Origin of the sequence: Streptomyces sp. NPDC088554 (genome assembly GCF_044752945.1) — a bacterium.
In the GTDB taxonomy this organism is placed as follows: domain Bacteria; phylum Actinomycetota; class Actinomycetes; order Streptomycetales; family Streptomycetaceae; genus Streptomyces.
Map to the genome: position 1 here is coordinate 20,749 of NZ_JBIVMF010000022.1, position 17,833 is coordinate 38,581.

The window sequence follows — 17,833 nt, forward strand, 5'->3', positions numbered from 1 at the left end:
GTTAAGAGAGCGGTGCGACCAGCGGTGGCACATCAAGACGACGACGTCCTGGCTTCGATGGCGCGTTCTGGGCCACACAAGGGGTGTCACATGCCGCAGATCGGGCGTGGACACACAGCGTCATCTCGTACGTCGCCCCACGGCTTTCTCGCACACTGCCAGGAGACGGTCTGCGCCTTGTCCAGGCCGGTCCATCGCTGCCCAGCCGTGGCCGGAGGCGGCGTACGGTCACGCGGGGCGGCAGTCGACCACGTCGGGGGACGTCGTGTGGGTCACACGGCTGTCAAGGCCGTGCCAAGGTCGGGGGCTCTGGCGCGAAGAAGGTGCAAGGAGCGGTCGTACAGGGTGGGAATTGAACAGACCCTGGGCGCACCCGCGCATCGCCATCCCCGCGTGCGCGGGCCCTTCGTTCAAGGAGCACGCGCCCATGTCCGTCCTGACGATCGAGCCGGGCGAGGCCCCCGCCGGCGAGGAACCGCCTGATACCGGTGAACGTCACCGGCTCACCGCTGTCACCGGCCTGGCCGCTCTCTCGCTGGACGCGATGGCGTCGGTGGCGTACGGCCCGGAGGCGATCGTCCTGGTGCTGGCCGCCGCCGGTGCGCACGGGCTCGGCTTCACACTGCCGGTGACGCTGGCCATCGCCGGGCTGCTGGCGGTGCTGGTCGCCTCGTACCGGCAGGTCATCGCGGCCTTCCCGGACGGCGGCGGTTCGTACGCCGTCGCGAGGACGCACCTCGGGGCGCGCGCCAGCCTGGTGGCCGCTGCCTCCCTGGTCCTGGACTACGTACTCAATGTCGCCGTCGCCGTGACCGCGGGTGTCGCCGCCCTGACCTCGGCGTTTCCCTCCCTGTACGGCGACCGGCTGTGGCTGTGCCTGGGTGTGCTGGTGCTGATCACCGGGGTGAACCTGCGGGGGATCGTGGAGTCGGCGAAGGCGTTCATCGTGCCGACCGTGGTGTTCGTCGGGTCGATCCTCGTCCTCATCGTGGTGGGGATGTTCCGGTCCGCGCCCGTCAGCACGGCCGCCACGGCCGGGCATACCTCCGTCCTCGCCGACAACGCCACCACCGTCGGGGCACTGCTCCTGCTGAAAGCCTTCGCCTCGGGTTGTTCGGCGCTCACCGGTGTGGAGGCCCTCGCCAACGCCGTGCCGTCCTTCCGGGTGCCGAGAGTGAAGCGCGCCCAGCGCGCCGAGGTGGCCCTGGGCGCCGTGCTCGGCGTGATGTTGATCGGCCTGTCGGTGCTGATCTCGCGATTCCATCTCCAGCCGGTCGAGGGCGTCACCGTCCTCGCTCAGCTCGCGGATGCCTCGCTCGGGCACAACTGGGCTTTCTACGTCATCCAGTTCGCGACGATGATCCTGCTCGCTCTCTCCGCGAACACGTCCTTCGGCGGGCTTCCGGTACTGCTGAAGCTGCTGGCCCGTGACAACTACCTGCCGCACGTCTTCGCCCTGAAGGCCGACCGCCAGGTCCACCGCCACGGCGTACTGGCGCTGTCCCTGATCTCCGCCGTGCTACTGGTCTTCTCCGGCGGTGACACCAACACCCTCGTGCCGCTGTTCGCCATTGGTGTCTTCGTCGGTTTCACCATCGCCCAGGTCGGAATGGTCCGGCACTGGCGCGAGGAGCGGGGTACGGGCCGGCGGAGCAAGGCGCTGCTGAACGGCTTCGGTGCCTTGCTGACCGGTATATCGGCGGTCGTGGTCACGGCGACGAAGTTCGAGGAGGGCGCTTGGCTGATTGTGATCGCACTGCCGCTGCTGGTGGCCGCCTTCACCGCCGTGCACCGCGCGTACGCCCGGATCGGTGAGCGGCTGGGCCTGGGCCGTATACCCGAGCCGCCGCACCGCGACCGGTCCGTGGTGATCGTGCCGGTCTCGAACCTGTCCCGGCTGACCGTCGAGGCCCTGAACGCCGCCGCCTCGCTCGGCGACGAGGTACGCGCGGTCACCGTCTGCCACTCCGAGCCCGAGGACCGTGCCCACGCAGCTGCCCTGGCCCGCGACTGGGCGCGCTGGGATCCCGGGGTGCCGCTGATCCCGCTCACCTCCGAGCGCCGCTCCCTCGGCCGCCCGATCGTCGCGTACGTGGTCGAGACGGCCGCTGCCGAGCCCGGCACCCGAGTGACGGTGCTGATCCCCGAGGTCGAGCCGGACCGACTGTGGCAGCGGCTGCTGCAGAACCAGCGGGGCGCGGTGGTCGCCCACGCCGTACGGAAGGACACGGACGCGGTGATCTGTCGGCTGCGATTTCGTATCTGACGTGGCCGTCGGTGTGTTCAGGCGCCTGGGGGGGTGTCCTATGTCCTTGACGAAGGACATAGGACACCCCCACGTGAGGGGACCGCTGCGCGAGCGCGCGGAGAGCGCCGACATGGTGGGGTGGGGTGGAGTGAGGGCATCCTGCCCTCTCCTTTGGCACAAGTATAAAGTCCCCCTTTCATGCTCTCGCCCCGCCGATCAAACAATCGGTCGAGCCTCTCTGACGGTTCGTCAGGTCCGTCTGATGGAGCATCAGGTCCCAACTCGGTTCTCCGCGCGGTCGGAGGAGAGGCGTCAGTGTGTCGGGCATACCTTCGGGGTCGTCCGCTTCACGCCCAGCAGCCTGAAGTAGTTCTGTCCGAGGGCGATCCCGCGGAACGCCTTGTCTCCCCGTGCCTTGTTGATGCGGCTGGTGACGTCGAGTTCTTCTTCGTACACCTTGTAGTCCCTGTTCGCGGCTGCCACGAAGTCGGTGCCGACGTACACGACCGCCCGGATCCGCCGTTGCCGGTGCCGAAGTCGGGGATCTTGCCGGGGTTGAGCAGACCCAGCGGGTCGGCGGTGCGTGCCGCTTCCCGTACGAGGTCGAGGCGCCGGTCGGCATACCAGTTGTGCGGGCTGTGCACACCGACACCGAGGGCCTCCAGGGCGGCGATGCCCTCGTGGACGGTCTGTTCGTCCTCGTACCGGGCCATCAGCATGCCGACCGTGCCCGAGCGCATGCCCTCCAGACGCAGCAGTCTCCCGGGGAAGATCTTCCTGATCTCGGCGGTGTCACCGAGGAGGACATCGCCGCCGACCTCCAGACGGAACCAGCCGTCCTCGGCCTTCATCAGGTGGTAGGTGGGGTGGTTGAAGGACAGCGAGCTGACCAGCGCGGGCCCGTGCGGCGCGGGCCGGACGTCCTGGGTCCTTCCGCCGTGCGTCGATGATCGCCCTCGGCTCGGCGACGGCGCTCTCCTCGACGATGGCGCGCACACTCAGGGCGGTGGGGTCCAGCGCCGGGTCGGGCCGGTAGACCTTGACGAGGTCCGCCTCGTCCAGCGACGCCAGCCGTGGTGCCGGCTCCAGTTGGACCAGTGCGGACAGCGCGGCGGTCGCGGATGCCCGGTCGCCGAAGGCGGCGAACAGGCCGGTCCACACACGGGCCCGCTGCAACCGGACGGTGGCGGTGGTGGTGCTGTCAGTGGTGGTGGTGTCGACGGTCCTCGCCTCCACGTACTGGGAGCGGGGGACAGTATCTGCTACCCGGGCGGAACTCCCCATCAGTGGCGTGCTGTTGGCGACGTCGGGCCGATACGGATTCTCGCGGTCCGGAGCGCGACGGGGAACCGACCAGCACTGTTCGTGAAGGCTGTCCGTCGGCGAAGAAGCGGTAGCTTTACCAGAAAAAACCTTTCCCGGGATTGACTTGATGAGGGTATCGATGGGCGTGCTTCCTCAAGTTCCGGATGTGATCTTCGATCACGATGGGTTATCGGGAAGCGTCGCGCCGGGGTGGAGTGAATCGGTGTGCGAGGCGGTTTTCGCTGGTCGGCGCGGAGCCTTGGATTCCGAAGACTGGATTCAGGCCAAATTTTCGGCGATTATCGGCAGCGTACGCAGCGTTTATGCGCGCGTGTCGACCAAAAGGCCAGGTCGGCTCAGGGTGATCGGTTTTGAGCCGCCGGGACGTCAACTCTTTTCGCGTACACCCCACTTGCTTATGGTGATCGACGCGTCGTGCCGGGGTTCCGGTTTGGACGTCATCGGGGAACGGGGGATTGTCGCCGACGGCGGTCGGTCGTCGATGTCTCTTCGGTGTGTCCCTGTGTCTTTTCGGATCATCATCTGAAGGAGTACACACGAATGACGAGGATGAAGTTCGTTGCCGCCGCGCTGCTCACGGCGGCGCTCGCGGTACCCACCGCCACGGCTGTCGCCGCTGACGCCTACGGCGGCGGCGCCCATGCCTGGTCTCCCGCCGACGGCGGCAAGAGCGGGAAGATAGCCGTCAAGGACAACAGCAGCGACGGGGACCCGGCGAAGGCCGAGTACTACCGGACGACCAGCTCGGAGACCAAGCGGACCCTGTGGAACCACAGCGGCTCGGGGACCACGGTCTACTCCGCAGACGGAGCCAGAATCTACAAGTTCAAGGCGTGCGACGAGAACTACGGTTCGCCGGACGACTGTTCGGGCTGGGTCATTCCGTAAGCCTGCTCCTCACGCCCAACCTGCCGCGTCGGTCCGGGAAGGGCCGGCGCGGTGTTCCCTTTCCCGACAAGAGGCAAAATTCTGTGAAGCAAAGTGATTCGCCGGGGCTCCGTGTGAGCGGCCTCTGCTACCGGATCGAGGGACGGGCTCTCCTCGACAACGTGGAGTTATCCGTGGCTCCCGGCGAGTCGGTCGCGGTGACCGGCCCCAGCGGGTCCGGCAAGTCGACGCTGCTCATGTGTGTCCTCGGTCTGATAAAACCGCAGGCGGGCACCGTCGCCGCCGGGGGCCGGGAGATCACCGGGCTCAGCTCCGCGCAGCTCGCGCGGGTACGACGGGGGACGCTGGGCATGGTGTTCCAGTTCGGTGAACTCCTTCCCGAGCTGAGTCCGGTGGAGAACGTGGCCCTGCCGATCCTGCTCGACGGAGGCCGCCACCAGGACGCCTACCGACGTGCGGAGGAGCTCCTCGACGAGCTGGGCGTCCCCGCCGGTGCCACCCCGACCGGGATGCTCTCGGGCGGCGAGCGCCAACGCACCGCCGTTGCGCGCGCGTTGATCACCGATCCGGCCGTCCTCCTCGCCGACGAGCCCACCGGCGCTCTGGATCCCGAGGCCAAGGAGGGTGTCGCCCGACTGCTGTTCACGACCGCCCGTGAACGGGGCTGCGCGCTGCTGCTGGTCACGCACGACCTGGCGGTGGCCGCTCAGGCAGACCGCCGTCACGAGCTCCTCGGCGGGATCCTGACCGAAGCGGGAGCCCTCTGATGCGCGAACAGGCCCGAACCGCAGGGAAGTTGTTCAGGATCGGTCTCGCGGCGGGCCGTTCCACCCCCGGCGACCGACTGCGCCGGTGGGGTCTGTTCTGCGCCGCGGCGGCGGTCGCCTTCGTCACCTTGGCCACCGTGGCCACGGTGGCGACGTATCACGGCCGGGAGACCAGATCGGATGCCAGAGGGCCGGTGATCACTTTCGGCGAGGGCGCCGCGCTGCTGTATCGGGAGGGGATCGACTCCGTCGGCTCCCGGCCCGTATCCGTTGTGTTCGTCCACCCCCTCACCTCCGGGGCGCCTCTCCCCGCCGGTGTGGCTCGCTGGCCGGATCCGGGCGAGGTCCTGCTCTCTCCCGAACTCGTCAGGACCGGACGCGGAGAGGGAATCCTGAACCGGTACGGACGGTACGCCGGAACCGTCACCCGCGACGGGCTGGTCACCCCCTCCGAGCGGATCGCGTACGTCCGGGTGGCGGTCGCTCCGCCGAAGGACGACCCCAGGTGGATGGGGGTGTCCGCCTTCGGAAGCGGCGGCGGGGCGACGGGCGAGATGGCCGACCAGCCCTCCGTGACCTCCCCCGTCCTCGCGCTCTGGGCGCTGACCGGGCTGCCCGCCCTCGCGCTGGCCGTGGTCGCCGCGCGGGTCGGCTCCCGCACCCGTGACCGGCGCAGCAGCCTGCTGCAAGCCCTGGGCGGGACATGGCGGCACCGGACGATCGTCAACCTCGGTGAGGCCGCGATTCCCGCGGTGCTGGGAACGCTCACCGCGTTCGTACCGTATGCCGTGGCCTCCGTGCAGGACATCCGTCTCGCGCCCACCGGATACATCCTCGACCACCATGACGTGTGGGCGGCCTGGCCGGCCGCCATGGCGTCGGCGGTGGTATCTCTGCTGGTCGTCCTGGGCATCGTGGTGGGTACGCACCGCGTCACCCGGGACGGCATGTCCACCCGCCCCGCGTCCTTCACCTCCCGTGTCCCCGCGTGGCGTACGGCCGTCTTCGGTGTCGGTGTCGCACTGGTCCTGACGAGCCAGTACATGCCCCGGAAGGCACAGCTTGCCGTGTTCACCTGCGGGACCGTTGTGATGTGGGCCTTCCTCTCCTCGGTCGTGGCGCTCCTCACCCGCCATCTGGGTTCCTGGCTCGCCGACAACGGGAAGCGCAGGGGACACGCGGGCCGCATGATCGGCGGACGGTGGACACACGCGCATCCCGGTGTGATCGTGCGCCTCGCCCTGGCCATGGTGATCGGTATCGGGATCGTCGCCCAGATGCAGGTGTGGACCAGCAGACTCGGAGTGCGTTCACAGGCGGCGGTCGCCACACACCAGCGGATCAAGGACACGGTGATCGAGGTGACCGCCGGCGGCATGACCGCGTCGGAGACGGACCGGTTCCGCTCCTCGCTTCCGGCCGGTTCGATAGTGCTGAACAGGACTTTTTACGATCCGGGAGCGCCCAGGGAACCCTGGACGACCATCGGGGGATCCTGCCGCGACCTGAGCGTGCTGCGGGTGACCTGTGACGGTGACACGACGGCGACGACGGGAAGCGGCGCCCGGTCGGCCACGGTGGAAGAGCTGCGCCGTTGGTACGGCGATGTCAGATTCGCTCGGGCCCCACAGGTCAGTGTGAAGCCGGACGGCACACAGTCCCTGCTCGTGGTGACCGCCGCACCGGGGCAACTCGGCGCGGTGAAGCAGGCCGCGTTCACCCTTCCCAACCCCTCGGTGCAGGTCGAGGCCCTGGGCGGGAACTGGTGGGGGTCCTCACGCGCTCGCCTGCCGAACTGGATCCAGCTGTTCGGCGTCACCGGCATCCTGTTCATTCTCGTGGCCGGTTCGATGAGCGCGGCGGCGGAGTTCGTACGGGTCCGCCACGCGCTCGCCCCGCTCGCCGTCCTGACCGGCCACCGCCGGGTGTTCCGCTCTGTGACCTCATGGCATCTGACCGTTCCGCTGCTCATCTCCACCGTGGTCACCGGGGTCGTGACCGCGTGGCATTCGGTGTTCTTCATCGCCCTCGTACAGGAAGGGTCGGTGTCCTGGACGGTGCTCGGACTCGGGGTCATGGCGTGTGCCGTGGTTTCCCTGGCCGTAGGGTTCCTCGGCGCCCGCGCGGCGGCCCGGGAGGCCGACCAGTGGCGCCCCGCCGCCGACTGAACGGAGACACACCACGGCCCGGCTCCCGCCGGGACGGGCGTGTGTGCGAGAAGCCCGGTGCCGCACGGGCGAGAGCTCCGTGCGGCTGCCTGCCGGTGTCGGCCGCGCTGGGCCCGGTCGTACACCTTCTTGGCCGTGGCCCCCAGCGGCGACGGGGCATTCGCCTTACGAGCCCGGAGAAGACCGACAGCCAGGCGGCCCGACTGCGAAAGGGCCCGCACCGTCGACCGTTACGTCACCCTCTTCGCCTCCCTCGTCCCCAAGCCCCCATCCCGGCGTGCCTGGACGGCCTCCGTATCGCCACGTCCCTCCTCGCCTGCACCGTCCGCGACACGGCCGTGGACGTACGGGCCGGTCCGCGCTCCCCGGGGCCGCCCAGGAGTGGGGACCGGCAGTGGGACGGCACCGTACGCTGACCCGCTCGCGATCGGCCCGGGCGTCGCGCGGGCCGATCGCGAGGGGATGGCTATGCGTACGGCGGGAGCGCTCCGGTGAGGTAGTCGTGGCGTGTGGCGCGGCGGGCGAGCTTGCCACTGGAGGTACGGGAGACACCGCCGGGCGCCGTCAGGACGATGTCGTCGGCGCGCAGGTCGTGACGGGCCTTCACCGCGCTGCGCACCTCGCGGACGACTGTCTCCGGTCCGTCGTCACCGGCGTACTCGATGACGATGACCAGGCGCTCGGTCTCCGTCCCGGGTACGGAGAAGGCGACGGCGCGCCCGGGGCGTACACCGGGGTGGGCGGTGTGGACGGTCGCCTCGATGTCCTGGGGGTAGTGGTTCCGGCCGTTGAGAATGACCAGATCCTTGAGGCGACCCGTGATGTAGAGCTGATCGTCGTACATCACACCGAGGTCGCCGGTGCGCAGCAGGCCGTCCCCACCGAATGTGTCCACGGAGCGCTGGGGGGCGCGCCAGTAGGCGGCGGCGACGTTGGGGCCGCTGACGTGGATCTCGCCGACGTGTCCGGGGTCGAGGGCGAGGCCGGTCTCGGGATCGACGATGGTGATCCGCTGTCCTTCGGGGCGCCCGCACGCGACGAGTTCGACGCTCTGGCGGTGGCTTCGGCCTTGACCGCGCGGCCCAGGCCGAGCGCCTCGGCGTCGGAGACGGTGGTGACGGCGAGGTCGCCGGTCGGCGCGGTGGCGACGAACACGACGGCTTCGGCGAGGCCGTAGACGGGGGTGGGGGCTTCGGGGCGCAGCCCGCAGGCGGCGAAGGTCTCCGCGAAGAGTCTGACGGTGGCCGGGCGGATGGGCTCGGCCCCGTTCATACAGACGCGTAGACGGGAGAGGTCGAGGGCGCGCTTCTCGTCCTCGGTGATGTGTTTGGCGCAGTAGTCGTACGCGAAGTTGGGGCCCGCCGTGTAGACGTCGCGTTCACAGGAGGCGGCGAGTTCCAGCCATCGGGCGGGGCGCATGAGGAAGGCGACGGGATCGGTGAAGAGTGCGAGGTCGCCGTGGGTGAGCGGGGCGAGGACCGTGAGCATCAGGCCCATGTCGTGGAAGAGCGGGAGCCAGCTCACCAGGGCGGTGTCACCGGGCCGCGCCTCGAAGGCGGTCCAGATCTGATCGGCGTTGGCGGTGAGGTTGGCATGGCTGATGACCACGCCCGCCGGGCTGCTGGTGGGGCCGGAGGCGTACTGGAGGTAGGCGGGGTCGTGGGGACGTATCGGTTCGGCCTGGAACTGGGCGGCGAGGACGTCACCGACCTCGTCGACACAGATCAGGTCGGCGGGTTCGGCGACGCCGACCCCGCCGAGGAACGCCTCCACGTGCGGGAGCGCGGCGCTCGTGGTGAGGACGGCGGCGGGAGCGCTGTCGTTGAAGGAGTGGAGAAGGCGTTCGCCGTGGGCCGGCAGGTCCGGGGTGAACAGCGGTACGGCGATGACCCGGGCGTAGCAGGCGCCGAGGAACGCCGTGATGTAGTCCAGGCCCTGCGGGGCCAGGACGGCGACGCGCTCGCCGGGGTCCGTGTGCCGGCGGATACGGGCGGCCAGCGCGCGGGCACGGGTGTCGACCTGTGCCCAGGTGAGGGTGTGCCGGATGCCGTCCGGTTCGTGGGTGTGGTCGACGTACGTGTAGGCGGCCTGGTCGGGGGTGCTCCGGGCCCAGACGGCCGCGCGCTCGACGAGGGTGATCACGCGTTCTCCTTGGTTGCGGTGGCCGGAGTGGTGGTTGTGGAGGCCGGGGCGATGGAGGCGACGGTCACGGGGGCGGCCGGGGCGGTGGAGGCGACGGTCACGGGGGCGGCCGGGGTACGGAAGAGGGCGAGCCGCTCCTCGCCGAGCCGCCGCCAGCCTGCCGTGTCCTTCAACCCGGCTTCGTCCAGGCCGAGTTCCTTGCGGTTGACAACGGCGATGCAGCCGGATTCGAGCCCTGTGCTCCCTGTGCTCCGGGTGGTTCCGGTCGCTCCGGGCAGGACCGTCGAGTAGAACGGCAGGTGTGGTGCGGTGGGGGCCAGTTCGGTGAGCAGACCGGTCAACTCGTCGAGGAGGGGGTCGACCTGGGGCGAGTGACCGGCGCCCTCGGCCGTCATGACCCGGGCGAACACACCACGGGCCCCGGCCGGCGCGGCCGGCTTCTCGACCTGGGCCCGGTCCCCGGTCACCACACACTGGCCGGGGCTGGAGAAGACGGCGACGTGGAGGCCGCCGAGTCCGGCGTCCGCCGCCTCGACGGCCGCTCGCTCGCCCGGCGCACCCAGGACGGCCATCGCTCCCTGCCCGGTCAGCCGGGCCAGCAGCCCCGAGCGGCGGGCGACGACCCGGGCGCCGTCCCGTACGGTCAGGGCGCCCGCGGTCACGGCGGCGGCGACCTCGCCCATGGAATGGCCGATCACGGCCGCCGGTACGACGCCGTGGTGCCGCCACAGCCGGGCGAGGGCCAGTTGCAGGCCGTAGATCATCGGCATGACCTGCCCGGGGCCGCGCGGGGTGAACTCGCCCTGGACGGCGGCGCGCAGGGCGAGACCGGACTCCTTCTCGACGCTCTCCCCGATCTCCTCGACGGCTGTCGCGAAGACCGGTTCGCCGGCCAGCGCCGCCGTACGTCCGGCCAGGCCGGCTGGTAGCCCGAGAAGACCCACACGGGCGCGGCCTCGGCGGCGGGTCCTTCGCCGGTGGCCACGGCGGGATGGTGCTCGCCCCGCCCCACCGCCCGTAGCGCCGTGGCCAGTTCGGCCCGGTCGCGGGCGGTGACGACAAGCCGGGCGCGACGGCGGGTGCCCCGGCGCGCCGGCGTGTGTGCCACGTCGTCCACGTCCGCCGAGGCGCTCCCGCGCTCCAGCCACGCGGCGAGATCGGCGGCGTGGGGTGCGTCGGTGAGAACATGGTGGCGCACCCCACGGGCATCGGGGCCGGCCGGACCGGCGGACGCTGCCTGTTGCGGGGCGGCGCGTCCAGGGCCAGGGGCGTGCTGGGGCACGGAGGCCCGCTCGGACGCCGCTTCGAGGACGACGTGTGCGTTGGTCCCACCGAAACCGAAGGCCGAGACGCCCGCCAGCGGCCGTCCTGTCGTACCCGGCCAGGAAGTGGTGGCGGCGGCGACCCTCAACTTCAGCGCGGCGAAGTCGATATGCGGGCTCGGCGCGTCGAAGTGCAGTGAGTCGGGAACCAGTTGGTGACGCAGAGCCAGTACGGCCTTGATGAACCCGGTGATCCCGGCGGCGGCCTCCAGGTGCCCGAGGTTGGTCTTGGCCGAGCCGATGACCAGCGGTCGCCACCGGGGCCGGCCGGCGCACAACACTCCGGAGAGCGCCGTCGCCTCGAACGGGTCACCGAGTGCCGTGCCGGTCCCGTGGGCCTCCACGTAGCCGACACGCGCCGGTTCGACGCGTGCGTCCGCGTACGCCTCGCGCAGGACGTCCCGCTGTGCCGGGAGGCTGGGCGCCACCAGACCGTTGGAACGCCCGTCCGAGTTGACGGCCGAACCCCGCACCACGGCGAGGACCTCGTCCCCGTCCCGGAGCGCGTCCTGAAGCCTTTTGAGTACGACGAGCCCGCATCCCTCGCTCCGTACCATGCCGTCGGCGGACGCCGAGAACGCCTTGCAGCGACCGTCCGGCGAAGTGCCACCCGCCTCGTCGAAGGCGCGGGTGATGACCGGGGAGAGCAGCAGATTGACGCCTCCGGCCGGCGCCAGGTCCGTCTCTCCCGCCCGCAGCGACCGCGTCGCGAGATGGGCGGAGACCAGCGAGGACGAGCACGCGGTGTCGACCGCCAGACTGGGCCCGCGCAGGTCAAGGGCGTACGAGAGCCGGTTGGCGGCGATGCTCGACGCGGCTCCGGTGGCCGTCCACCCCTCGACCCGGTCGGGATCGGCGGTGGTCAGATGCGCGTACTCGGAGGAGCTGACACCCACGAACACACCGGTCCGACTCCCGGCCAGCGAACGGGGCGCAAGCCCGGCGTGCTCCAGCGCCTCCCACGCCACCTCCAGCAGGATTCTCTGCCGCGGATCCATCAACTCCGCCTCGGCGCGGCGATATCCCGAAGAACGCGGCGTCGAACCCGGCGACATCGTCGAGGAACCCGCCATGCCGCGAGACTCCCCGCCCCGCCGTGCCGAACCGTTCCCATCGTCCGGACGGAACCTGTGTCACGGCGTCCTCGCCGCGCATCAGCAGCTCCCAGAAGCCCGCGGGACCGACAACACCACCGGGCAGGCGGCAGCCGATGCCCACGACCGCGATATCCGGTCCGCCGCGCGCCTGACTCGGCTCCTGCTCCTGTTCCTGCCGCGCGCCGGTGACACCGAGAGCCTCGCCGGGAGGAGTGGCGAGCAGCCCGTCGACGAGCAGATCGACGGTCGGGAACTCCCAGACCAGGGCAGGGGACAACGGACGCCCGAGGAACTCCTGTACGGCGGCGATGACGGTCACCGTCCCACGCGAGGACAGCCCGAACTCCTGTGTGGGCCGGTCGGTTTCGATGTTCTCGGGCCGCAGATCACACTGCTCGGCAATCCCGGCACACAGAAAATCGCGCAGCTGAGTCGCTGATGGCACTGGCAGGCCCCCACTTCCCCTATGGGTCGGAATGGGGAAGGTTGTGACCGAACGGCCGGTAATGGTGATGTGCGTCCTGTTAGAGCGCGCCAACGAGCGTATCAGCAGATCAACCGGGTATGGCCCCGGCCATATTCGGTCGCCGGGGCTCGAAGCGGCCGTCGGCCGCTGGCTGGTGTGCGGTGTGCGGCTCGGATCGGTTCCGCACCGCCGGAGCGCCTGTGTTGACGGCGGGGGAGCGCCCTGGGCGCGGCCCTCCGGATGCGCCGGTCGAGGGCTCGATCCGGTGGCGACGTACATTCACCCTGCCCGTGCCGACGATGCCGCCGAACCCGTAGCGCGACAGCCCCGCCCCGCTGATCACATGGTGGGCGTGCGTGCCCGGCGCTGTCCTCTCTCGCACAGCGCCGTGAGCATGTACGCGGGTATCCGGTGGGGCCCGTGGAGTGGCTTGTCTGCGCCATGGCGCAGACAAGCCATCTCGCTCTGTTCCCGCGGGTTCACCCGTCTGCCATCTTGTCGCGTGTCCCACCCCTTCATTCGCTACGGAGGCCGACGAGTGATATCCCTGCGGATACTGCGGGTCGTCTGTGCGACGTCCTGTACGGCGTTGGCCATCGTGGTGTCGACGCCCCCAACCGTCGCACTGCCCTCAAGCACCGCACTGTCATCAACAGCCGTATCCTCTACGGATGTTGCCCCGAAGCCGCGCGGCGTGCCCGAGGGCCGGGCGGTGACGCTGATCACCGGGGACCGGTTCCTCGTGGGTCCGGATGACAGTGTTGTGTCGGCCAGTCCCGCCGAGGGCCGTGAGGATGTCGGGTTCCGGGTCGAGGACTCCGGCGAGCACCTGTACGTGATCCCCACGGACGCGGAGCGGTTGATCGCGCGGGGCACCGTGGACCGTCGCCTGTTCGACCTGAAGGCCCTGCTGGACGGAGGGTACGGCGACGTGGTCCGCGGCGGCACGGTCCGCAAGCTCCCACTGATCATCGGCGGGGACACTTCCGCCTCCTTCTCCGCAACTCGCCTGGGATCGCGGCCCGTTCCCGAGGGAACCGCCGTCACGAAGAGGCTTCCGGCCGTCCGGGGCGCCGCTGTCGAGGTCAACAGGGAGGCGGCCGGTGAGCTGTGGCGGACCCTGACCAGCCCGCCCGCCGCCCGCTCGGCGGACGGGCAGCGCTCCACGGCGGCCGGGGTCCGGAAGATCTGGCTCGACGGTACGGTGAAGGCCACGCTGGACCGCAGTGTGCCGCAGATCGGGGCACCGAGCGCGTGGGCGGCCGGTCACACCGGCAAGGGCGTCAAGGTGGCCGTGCTGGACACCGGTATCGACAGCGGCCACCCGGACCTGGCGGGCAGGATCGTCGGCCAGAAGAACTTCACCGGCACCGCTGACGCGATCGACCGCCACGGGCACGGGACCCACGTGGCGTCGACCATCATGGGCAGTGGTGCCGCGTCCGGTGGTATGTACAAAGGAGTTGCCCCCGATGCCGGCCTGCTGAACGGCAAGGTGCTGGGCGACCAGGGCAGCGGCAGCTATTCGGACATCCTGGCGGGGATGCAGTGGGCCGTCGACCAGGGCGCGAAGGTCGTCAACATGAGCCTGGGCGGCCCGGACGCCCCGGAGACCGACCCCCTCGAAGCCGCGGTCAACGAGCTCTCCGCCGAGCACGGCACACTGTTCGTCGTCGCCGCGGGCAACGAAGGCAGGAACGGCGACAGTACGGTCGGCAGTCCGGGCAGCGCGGACGCCGCGCTGACGGTGGGCGCCGTCGATGACGCGGACGCCCTGGCCTCGTTCTCCAGCACCGGACCCCGGGTGGGCGACAGCGCCGTCAAACCCGACGTCACCGCCCCCGGTGTGCGGATCGTGGCAGTTCGTGCGGCCGGTACGGCGTTGTGCCAGGACAGTTGTGTGCAGCCGGGCGACGGTCCGGTCGACGACAACCACACCTCGGCTTCGGGTACGTCGATGGCCACACCGCATGTCGCCGGGGCGGCGGCGCTCCTGGCGGGCGCACACCCCGACTGGTCCGGCGCGCAGCTGAAGAACACACTGATGTCCTCGGCCCGGCCCAGCGCCGGTCAGGGCGCGTTCCAGCAGGGCGCCGGCCGGATAGACGTCGCCGCCGCGATCGGCCAGCGGCTGACCAGCGAGCCCGCCTCGCTGTCGTTCGGGTTCGCCGCCTACCCGCACGATGGCGCGCCGGTCACCAGGACCCTGACGTACCGCAACGGCGGTGACCAGGACCTCGTACTCGACCTGACCGCCTCGACGACCGACCGCGCGGGCAAGCCGGTCGACGACCGTACGTTCACCGTGTCCCCGGAGCGTGTCACTGTCCCGGCCGGTGGCACCGCGACCGCCACCGTCGCCTCCGACACCCGGGGCGGCTCGGTCACCGGCCAGCTGTCCGGCTCGGTCACCGCGGCCACGGGATCCACCGCCGTCGCCCGCACCCCGCTCGGCACCCTCCGGGAGAGCGAGACATACGAACTGACGCTTCATCACATCGGGGCGGACGGAAACCTCCCGGCGCCCGGGGCCGGGGATTCGCTCTACGACATCACTACCGGCGCCATGTACTCGCCCACCACCCAGTCCAACGGCACCTCGGTGATGCGTGTTCCTCCCGGCACGTATCACCTCAGCACCACCGTCCTCACCCGTCAGGCCAACGGTGGTTACCTGCGGGCCGTCCTCTACCAGCCCGAACTCGTCCTGGACCAGGACACCTCCCTGACGCTCGACGCCCGCGACGCCGAGCCGATCAGCGTCACACTGCCCGATGCCCAGGTCGCCCAGGCATCCGGTGTGCTGGCCGTCCGGAGGACCCTCGGCAACGGGCAGGGCAGGCTGACGTCATCGTGGCTGGGCTCGCTCAACACGCTCTCGTTCGCGCAGATCGGCGGCTCCGCCACCACCGGATCGCTCCAGGCGATGATCGGCGGAGTGTGGACCCGGCCCACGGACAGCACCGCCAACGACACTCCGCAGTACCGCCTCGCCTATACGCTGCCGGACAAGGTGAACGCCGGGCTCGCCCGGCACGTCACCCGTGGCGGCCTGGCCAGGATCGACAGCACCCTCGCCGCCTCCGTCGCGGACAAACAGGCGCAGATCACGGCGGTTCCGTACGCGACGGACGGTATGAGCTCCGCGGGTGTCGCGCTGCGCAGCACCACCGCCCTGCCCCGTGTGCAGACCGACTACGTCAACACGGAGGCCGGTGTGTCCTGGGGCTTCATCGTCACGCAGGACAGCGCGACACTGCGCGAAGAGGCCAGATACCACAGCCCGGAACGGCGTTACCGGCCCGGCCGGACCTACCGGACCAGCTACGGAGTGGGCATCTTCGGCCCCGGACTCGGCCTGTCGGAAGGCAGGGGCAGCTTCGGCGGCGACGGCTGGGGGCTCTTCCGTACCGGGAACATCCTCAACATGGCCCTGCCCCTCCACACCGACGGCACCGGCCACCCCGGCAGCACGGGCCTGCGCTTCGGCGGCAGTGCCCGTACCACGCTCGTGGCCGACGGTGCCACCGTGCTCGACACCGCCGCTCCCCCCTCCATCCGCAGTGTCACCGTCCCCTCCGGTGACGCCGGCTACACACTGTCCGCCGACCTGAACCAACACACCCAGTACACCAACGTCTCCACCCGGACCACCGCCACCTGGACCTTCCGCTCCGCCACGGTCGTGTCCGGCACCCAGCGGATCCCCCTGCTGAACATCCGGTACGCGCCACGCCTCGCGACGGACACCAGCGCACCGGCGGGCCGGCCGGTGCTGGTGCCGGTCACCGTCGAAGGAGCCCGCGGAGGTGTGCGCTCCCTCGCCGTGGACGTCTCGTACGACGAGGGCAAGAGCTGGCAGCGCGTCCGCGCGTCCGCGGGCCGCATCCTGCTGCGGCCCTCCGCCGACGCGCGCTCCGTGTCACTGCGCGCCAAGGCGGCGGACGGCGAGGGGAACACGTCCGAGCAGACGATCATCCGCGCCTTCAAGGTCACCCCGCTCGACAACTGACCACCCAGCACGGCCAATATCACGGCCATATCCGGTCCGGTCCCGCCCCCGGAGAGGGAAAGGCCGGACCGGACGCCGTTCCGGCAGGCCGTTCCGGTCGGCATCAGGAGGCATACGCTGTGCTGATCCATCTGATGCCGACCGGAAGGAGGGCAGGCCCCGTGCTGGCTGGTCTCGGCCTGACCCCCGTCGAGGAGGACGTCTACCAACACCTCGTCGACCGCGGCGAACCCACTACCGCCGGACTCGGCGCCGCCCTGGAACACCCGCCGGAGGCCATCGCGGAAGCGCTCGGCGGTCTCGCCCGCCACGGGCTGGTCACCACCGCACCCGACGAATCCGGCCGCCACGTTGTCGGCCCACCCACTGTTACGCTCGGTTCGCTGCTCGCCGCCCGGCGCGACGAACTGCGCCAAGTCGAGCTGGTCATCACCGAATTGGCCGAACGCCACCGCGCCGCCGCCAGCCGCGACACGGGCGGCCTCATCGAGATCGTGACCGGCTTACAACCCATCAGCCGACGCTTCCTCCAGATCCTGGAATCGGCCGACCGCGAGATATGCGGCTTCACCAAAACACCGCCGATCGCGGTGGGCCCGAGGGACAACCCCGCCGAACCCGTCGTCGCGGGACGAGGGTTACGTATGCGAACGGTCGTCGAGCAGTCGTATCTGGCCGACCCCGACTCGACCGTCGACATCGACCAGGCCCTCGGCCGGGGCCAGGAAATCGCCATCGTCGCCGAACTGCCCGTCTCCCTGGTCATCGCGGACTCCGCCATCGCACTGGTACCACTCCTCGCGGGCCCGCAGGAGACACCCCGAGCCGTACTGATCAGCTCCAGCGGCCTGCTGAGCCCACTCGTCACCCTTTTCGAGAAGACCTGGGCCGACGCCTACCCCCTGCGCCCCCGCGCCGCGGACGAAGAACCGACACACTACGCGGACACCACCCCCGGCCCGGCCCGGCTCTCCCCGCTCGACGCCAAGATCCTGGATCTCCTCCTGGCCGGCCTCACCGACCGCACCGTCGCCAACAAGCTCGGCGTATCCCTGCGCACCGTCACCCGCAGAATCCGACACCTGATGGACCTCGCAGGCGCCGACAACCGCATCCAGCTGGGCTGGCGCGCATCACAACGCGACTGGATCTGACCGGCCGTGGCGCGGACCCGTCGGTGTCACCGTCACGCCAGAGGCCGACAGCGGCACATGGGGCGGTCGCTAGGCCGGCCCGCCGCCGAGGCCCGGTTTCATCTGGACAGCGCCCGCGCTTGTCTGGACGGCGGCGCGCTGGAAACGGCCGCCGCCGACATTCTCACGCTGCTGCCGTATCTCATCGACCGGAGTGTGTGACACGGGGTGGGGGCGTGGGGTGGGGTGTGTGAGGGTGTGGGT

At 70.3% G+C, this 17,833-nt stretch carries 14 protein-coding genes and 1 pseudogene; 8 read left to right on the forward strand and 7 right to left on the reverse strand.

The window, feature by feature from the left end; translation table 11 throughout:
• Positions 1 to 427: 427 nt before the first annotated feature.
• The gene (locus tag ACIP8W_RS24040) at positions 428 to 2,266 is read left to right on the forward strand and encodes an APC family permease (RefSeq protein ID WP_402204572.1); all 1,839 of its coding nucleotides are present in this window, start codon (positions 428 to 430) and stop codon (positions 2,264 to 2,266) included.
• Between the two features lie 329 nt (positions 2,267 to 2,595).
• Here the strand turns inward: ACIP8W_RS24040 and ACIP8W_RS24045 are convergent, their stop codons facing one another.
• The gene (locus ACIP8W_RS24045) at positions 2,596 to 3,099 is read right to left on the reverse strand and encodes a hypothetical protein (RefSeq protein WP_401956333.1); all 504 of its coding nucleotides are present in this window, start codon (positions 3,097 to 3,099) and stop codon (positions 2,596 to 2,598) included.
• Positions 3,041 to 3,532 (reverse strand): hypothetical protein, encoded by a 492-nt coding sequence (locus tag ACIP8W_RS24050; protein ID WP_402204574.1) that lies wholly within the window; start codon positions 3,530 to 3,532, stop codon positions 3,041 to 3,043. The genes ACIP8W_RS24045 and ACIP8W_RS24050 overlap by 59 nt, the downstream gene beginning before the upstream one ends.
• A 160-nt stretch (positions 3,533 to 3,692) precedes the next feature.
• Between ACIP8W_RS24050 and ACIP8W_RS24055 the strand changes: the two genes are divergently transcribed.
• From ACIP8W_RS24055 to ACIP8W_RS24070, 4 genes are all read left to right on the forward strand, one after another.
• Entirely contained in the window at positions 3,693 to 4,100 is a 408-nt protein-coding gene (locus tag ACIP8W_RS24055) for a hypothetical protein (protein WP_402204576.1), read from the forward strand.
• A gap of 14 nt (positions 4,101 to 4,114) precedes the next feature.
• Positions 4,115 to 4,462, forward strand: coding sequence for a hypothetical protein (locus ACIP8W_RS24060; protein WP_401956335.1), 348 nt, complete (start codon positions 4,115 to 4,117; stop codon positions 4,460 to 4,462).
• An 83-nt stretch (positions 4,463 to 4,545) separates the two neighbouring features.
• Entirely contained in the window at positions 4,546 to 5,229 is a 684-nt protein-coding gene (locus ACIP8W_RS24065) for an ABC transporter ATP-binding protein (protein ID WP_402204578.1), read from the forward strand.
• On the forward strand, positions 5,229 to 7,397 hold the full coding sequence (locus ACIP8W_RS24070) for a permease (protein ID WP_402204580.1): 2,169 nt from the start codon (positions 5,229 to 5,231) through the stop codon (positions 7,395 to 7,397). The genes ACIP8W_RS24065 and ACIP8W_RS24070 overlap by 1 nt, the downstream gene beginning before the upstream one ends.
• 466 nt (positions 7,398 to 7,863) lie before the next feature.
• Here ACIP8W_RS24070 and ACIP8W_RS24075 read toward each other — a convergent pair whose 3' ends face one another.
• The 5 genes and pseudogenes from ACIP8W_RS24075 to ACIP8W_RS24095 all read right to left on the reverse strand — a co-directional run.
• Entirely contained in the window at positions 7,864 to 8,292 is a 429-nt protein-coding gene (locus ACIP8W_RS24075) for a hypothetical protein (protein WP_402204582.1), read from the reverse strand.
• Positions 8,241 to 9,539: an AMP-binding protein gene (locus tag ACIP8W_RS24080; protein ID WP_402204584.1), complete on the reverse strand. Its 1,299-nt coding sequence runs from the start codon at positions 9,537 to 9,539 to the stop codon at positions 8,241 to 8,243. The genes ACIP8W_RS24075 and ACIP8W_RS24080 overlap by 52 nt, the downstream gene beginning before the upstream one ends.
• The gene (locus tag ACIP8W_RS24085; RefSeq protein ID WP_402204637.1) at positions 9,536 to 10,396 is read right to left on the reverse strand and encodes an acyltransferase domain-containing protein; all 861 of its coding nucleotides are present in this window, start codon (positions 10,394 to 10,396) and stop codon (positions 9,536 to 9,538) included. Before ACIP8W_RS24085 ends, ACIP8W_RS24080 begins: the two co-directional genes overlap by 4 nt.
• On the reverse strand, positions 10,300 to 11,859 hold the full coding sequence (locus ACIP8W_RS24090) for a beta-ketoacyl synthase N-terminal-like domain-containing protein (protein ID WP_402204586.1): 1,560 nt from the start codon (positions 11,857 to 11,859) through the stop codon (positions 10,300 to 10,302). Before ACIP8W_RS24090 ends, ACIP8W_RS24085 begins: the two co-directional genes overlap by 97 nt.
• 73 nt (positions 11,860 to 11,932) lie before the next feature.
• Positions 11,933 to 12,703, reverse strand: a pseudogene (locus ACIP8W_RS24095) (beta-ketoacyl synthase N-terminal-like domain-containing protein); the annotation flags it as partial.
• Between the two features lie 415 nt (positions 12,704 to 13,118).
• On the opposite strand from ACIP8W_RS24095, the gene ACIP8W_RS24100 reads away from it, so the two are divergent.
• From ACIP8W_RS24100 to ACIP8W_RS24110, 3 genes are all read left to right on the forward strand, one after another.
• Positions 13,119 to 16,436 carry a S8 family peptidase gene (locus tag ACIP8W_RS24100; RefSeq protein WP_402204588.1) on the forward strand — a complete coding sequence of 1,106 codons (3,318 nt, stop codon included), beginning with the start codon at positions 13,119 to 13,121 and terminating at the stop codon, positions 16,434 to 16,436.
• Positions 16,437 to 16,597: 161 nt separating this feature from the next.
• Positions 16,598 to 17,590: a hypothetical protein gene (locus tag ACIP8W_RS24105; RefSeq protein ID WP_402153510.1), complete on the forward strand. Its 993-nt coding sequence runs from the start codon at positions 16,598 to 16,600 to the stop codon at positions 17,588 to 17,590.
• 57 nt (positions 17,591 to 17,647) lie between these two features.
• Entirely contained in the window at positions 17,648 to 17,791 is a 144-nt protein-coding gene (locus tag ACIP8W_RS24110; protein WP_401956343.1) for a hypothetical protein, read from the forward strand.
• The last annotated feature ends 42 nt before the right edge of the window (positions 17,792 to 17,833 follow it).